Source organism: Pedobacter agri PB92, from assembly GCF_000258495.1.
GTDB lineage: Bacteria > Bacteroidota > Bacteroidia > Sphingobacteriales > Sphingobacteriaceae > Pedobacter > Pedobacter agri.
In genome coordinates, this window is record NZ_AJLG01000279.1 from 1 (window position 1) to 4,165 (window position 4,165).

Consider the following 4,165-nt stretch of genomic DNA (forward strand, 5'->3'; position numbering starts at 1 on the left):
GGTTTTCTTTTGGAGAAGTAATCGATAAAAGTGGCTGAGAATATTATGCTAACCTTTTTTTTACTGGAATTGATTACTTGCATTACCCCCTTTTTGAAATCGATATTTTTTTCATGATTGGAGTGCAACTTACCCTGTGGAAAAATTAAAACAAGGTTTTCAGGATTATCCAAAAGTTTGCCGGCATAGCTTAGCGTTTCCAAAACATCCTTTCCTCTGTTTTCTGCCGCAAATGCGCCAAGGTATTTTAGAAAACCAACTTTGTTGTAATTATCTGAATTTACAAGAACATGAAATTTTTTCTTAAAAATCTTTTTGTTTAGATAAAAGATGAAGAAACCATCCCACCAGCTAAAATGATTGCTTAATAATAATATTGAAGAATCTGCCTTAATATCAGTCCGGTCGTAATTAAAAGCTGAAAAATCTTTCTTAATGATAAATTGAATGTACCAAGAGAAAAAGTTAAAAATAAGAGAATTCTTTTGGGGATGATACATGCATGAAAGTTGCAAAAAATCGGGGTTAATTGCAAGTGTATTTACGTTAATAGCGTCGGCAATGAAAATTAACTCAGATAAACGCGGTCTTCTTCGCCATCCACATCCATCACTACATCTACATGTTCTTTCAAAATCGTAGCTAACTCCAGTCCAACAAAATCTGTAGCGATAGGAAAAATTTTATGGCTTCTATCTACCAAAACCACAGTGCGGATTTTCTTGTGCGGGGTATTCAAAAACACACCCAAGCCGTAAGCAAGCGTTTTACCGCTATTTAGCACATCATCAATAATAATGATCACCTTATTTCTCCAGTGGCTTTCATCCAAATCTGTTTTGGCAACCAGTTTACTGCTTTCCTTCTGAAGATCGATACGCAAAAGCGTAAGCTTAAAACCCGATATTTTTTTTAAAACTCTTTCTAAGCGAATGGCAAGCTTATATCCACGATCCCAGATTCCGGCAAGCACGATTTCCTTTTCGTTCAAATTATCTTCTAAAATTTGGTAAGCGATGCGATCTATCTTTTGCTGAATTTGTTTCTTATTGAGAATTAAAAGTTGCGATGCCATTGTATCAAATAGGTTGAATACAAAAAGAACGATTTTAAGCATGAAATTCAAACTATTTGAAAAATAATTTCGATTGCTTGCAACGTTTTGACCTGAGCAGCGTCTAATGAATAACCAAAAACAAAAACCATGAAATTATTCATTAGATCGACTGCCCTCTTACTTATTATTGGGAGCAGTTACATGGCGAAAGCTCAGGAATCGAAAAATTACCCAGTCAAAAATTTTAATAGCATTGGGGTAAGCAGCGGTATAGACTTGTATTTAACTCAAGGAGGAAGTGAAGCAGTAACCATCAAATCGGATGAAAAAACGCTTGAAGATATTGTTGTTGAGCAAAACGGCAGCAACATTAATATTAAATTTAGAGATGGTATTAACTGGAGTGGCCTTTTTAAAAACCGCACCATTAAAGCATATGTGAATTATAAAACACTAACGGCATTAGCTGCTTCTGGAGGTTCTGATGTATTCACTCAAAATCAGTTAAAAACTGATAAACTGGCCATCCGTTCTTCTGGAGGATCCGATTTAAAGCTGAATGTGGTTTGCAATGATATCACTATTCAATCGAGCGGTGGTAGCGATATTGGCTTAAAAGGAAAAGCAGAAAACATGACGATTCAATCGAGCGGTGGCAGTGATATTGATGCTTATGAATTTATAACCAATTATGCCAAAGTACAAGCTTCAGGCGGATCGGATGTGGGCATCTTTGTTAATAAAGGCCTGGAGGCTGCTGCCAGTGGTGGCGGAGATGTGAGTTATAAAGGAAATGCTTCCCTTAAGAAAACATCTAGCTCAAAAAGTGGTGATGTTCACCACGTGAATTAAAAGAATTTAGTTTAGTTAATGATAAATCAGCTGCTTTGTGGATGCAAAGCAGCTTTTTTTATAACGTTAGATACGGATTTACCAATCTTTCCGCGTTTACTTTTTACCTTTGTACGGGTAATAAATGAAATTTGCACCCTCAGGAACAATTACAAATACACACATAAAATCTTCAGGTTTTTTGTAAACCTTTAAAAATGATTCTTTCTTCTCCTTATTGATAATTCCTTTTTCAACAAACTCTTCCAAAGTCGAGGCCTGAATCGTCCAATCGGTATTTAGCTCTTCTTTATTCAAAATGAGTTCACCAATATTTACGGTATGCTGATGCGCAATAAAAATAGGATGAGCAGATATTCCCTCAACCATAATTTCAATGGCAACCTCTTTAATTGCGTCGGCATAAAATTCCAGGTCTTTTTCTAAACTTACCAACGGACTTTCCTGCTTCTTTTGCGGTGCTCCGCTATCTTCCGGCGTTGCACCTAATAATTCTTCTCTATCCATTTATATTAATTGAATTTTGAATGATTGATTGAATGAATGTTCAAAGCAATTTTATCCTTTAAACTTCAATAAAACTACGTTTTCTACGTGTTGCGTATGTGGAAACATATCTACCGGCTTAATACGGGCAACTTCATATTTGGCGCTTAACATTTCTAAGTCTCTGGCCTGGGTAGCCGCATTACAGCTTACATATACAATTTTGTCCGATTCCATTTCAAGCAAACGCTGCACAACATCTGCATGCATTCCCGCTCTTGGTGGATCGGTAATCACTACATCAGGCTTGCCATGAGCCAAAATAAACTCTGCCGTCAGAATATCTTTCATATCACCAGCATAAAAAATGGTATTATCTATGCCATTTAACTGAGAATTGAATTTCGCATCTTCTATAGCTGTTGGAACATACTCTACCCCAACTACCTGTTTAACATTTTTGGCTACAAAATTAGCGATGGTTCCTGCCCCTGTGTACAGGTCATAAACAAGTTCATCGCCCTTAAACCCTGCAAAATCTCGGGTAATCTTATACAATTCAAAAGCTTGTTCAGAGTTGGTTTGGTAGAAAGATTTCACGCCAATTTTAAATCTGATGCCATCCATTTCCTCAAAAATATGATCGCGACCAGCAAAAACATTCACTTCCTGATCAAATATCGTATCATTCTTTTTTTGGTTGATGATATATAGCAACGAAGTAATTTTCGGAAATTCAGCTTTCAGGAAGTTCATCAATCCTTCTACCTGATTTTGATCTGGATAGGCAAATACAACCGCAACCATTACCTCACCTGTGCTGGAAGTTCGAATAATCAAATTACGCAACACCCCTTCATGATTACGTAAATCATAAAATGACAACTCATTGTCAAGAGCATATTTCCGAACGGCGTTCCTGATGGAGTTGGATGGTTCATCCTGCAAATAGCAATGCTCAATATCCAGAATCTTATCAAAACGCAAGGGAACATGAAATCCCAACGCATTCATATCAAAATCTTCATCGCGTTCTACATCAGTTTTTTCTAACCAGCGTTTATTAGAAAATGTAAATTCCAGTTTATTGCGATAATATTTATTTTTTGCAGAACCCAAAATAGGCTCAGCGTTGGAAGTATCTACTTTGCCAAGGCGCTGTAAAGCTGCTTCCACGTTTTTTTGCTTAAATTTTAGTTGTGAGTCATAACCCATGTGCTGCCATTTGCAACCTCCACAGGTTCCAAAGTGAGCGCAAAACGGATCCGTACGCAAAGCAGATTTTTCATGCAGTTGATCAATAATAGCTTCTGCAAAATTCTTTTTCTTTTTTGTTAAGCGAACATCAACTACGTCTCCGGGCACAGCCTTGTCGACAAATATTACTAACTCATCAGCCTTGCCAACTCCTTTACCCTCTTCAGCGATATCAATGATGTGTACGTTTGGAACTATGGTTACCGTACCTGGTTTTCTTCTACTCATTATTTGCAAAGATAAGGGTAAAAGCTGAAAGACTAAAGTGGAAAGCTAATGTCAGAATGAATACAAATAATCAGGATTTAAAGAAACTTCATTGGGGAAAAATTTGAAAAATATTAGGCGCAAAAATTTATGATCAGTAAGCCAACTGACAGCACAAAATTGATTTTGAAAAATTATTTTGACAAAAAATTTAAATGCGGCTCCCCAAAAGCCATCTAACCAATTAAATTTTAGGTCAAATTTCTCATCTACTTGTACAGAAAACTCTAATATTTCTTTGCTCAT

Annotated in this window: 6 protein-coding genes; 1 reads left to right on the forward strand and 5 read right to left on the reverse strand. The window is 36.5% G+C overall.

Going from position 1 to position 4,165, the window contains the following annotated elements; all coding sequences use genetic code 11:
- Together ON09_RS22940 and ON09_RS22945 are read right to left on the reverse strand one after the other, a co-directional pair.
- The coding region (locus tag ON09_RS22940) for a 1-acyl-sn-glycerol-3-phosphate acyltransferase (protein WP_238533790.1) at window positions 1–515 on the reverse strand (515 nt) is incomplete at its 3' end.
- Between the two features lie 53 nt (window positions 516–568).
- Window positions 569–1,075, reverse strand: coding sequence for a phosphoribosyltransferase family protein (locus tag ON09_RS22945; RefSeq protein WP_029204585.1), 507 nt, complete (start codon window positions 1,073–1,075; stop codon window positions 569–571).
- Between the two features lie 129 nt (window positions 1,076–1,204).
- On the opposite strand from ON09_RS22945, the gene ON09_RS22950 reads away from it, so the two are divergent.
- The gene (locus tag ON09_RS22950; RefSeq protein WP_010603414.1) at window positions 1,205–1,909 is read left to right on the forward strand and encodes a head GIN domain-containing protein; all 705 of its coding nucleotides are present in this window, start codon (window positions 1,205–1,207) and stop codon (window positions 1,907–1,909) included.
- A gap of 96 nt (window positions 1,910–2,005) precedes the next feature.
- Here the strand turns inward: ON09_RS22950 and ON09_RS22955 are convergent, their stop codons facing one another.
- The 3 genes from ON09_RS22955 to ON09_RS26380 all read right to left on the reverse strand — a co-directional run.
- Entirely contained in the window at window positions 2,006–2,416 is a 411-nt protein-coding gene (locus ON09_RS22955; protein WP_010603415.1) for a hypothetical protein, read from the reverse strand.
- A 51-nt stretch (window positions 2,417–2,467) separates the two neighbouring features.
- The gene (rlmD, locus tag ON09_RS22960) at window positions 2,468–3,880 is read right to left on the reverse strand and encodes a 23S rRNA (uracil(1939)-C(5))-methyltransferase RlmD (RefSeq protein ID WP_010603416.1); all 1,413 of its coding nucleotides are present in this window, start codon (window positions 3,878–3,880) and stop codon (window positions 2,468–2,470) included.
- 51 nt (window positions 3,881–3,931) lie between these two features.
- Window positions 3,932–4,165, reverse strand: a 234-nt coding sequence (locus ON09_RS26380) for a hypothetical protein (RefSeq protein WP_010603417.1), incomplete at its 5' end; no start/stop codon positions are given.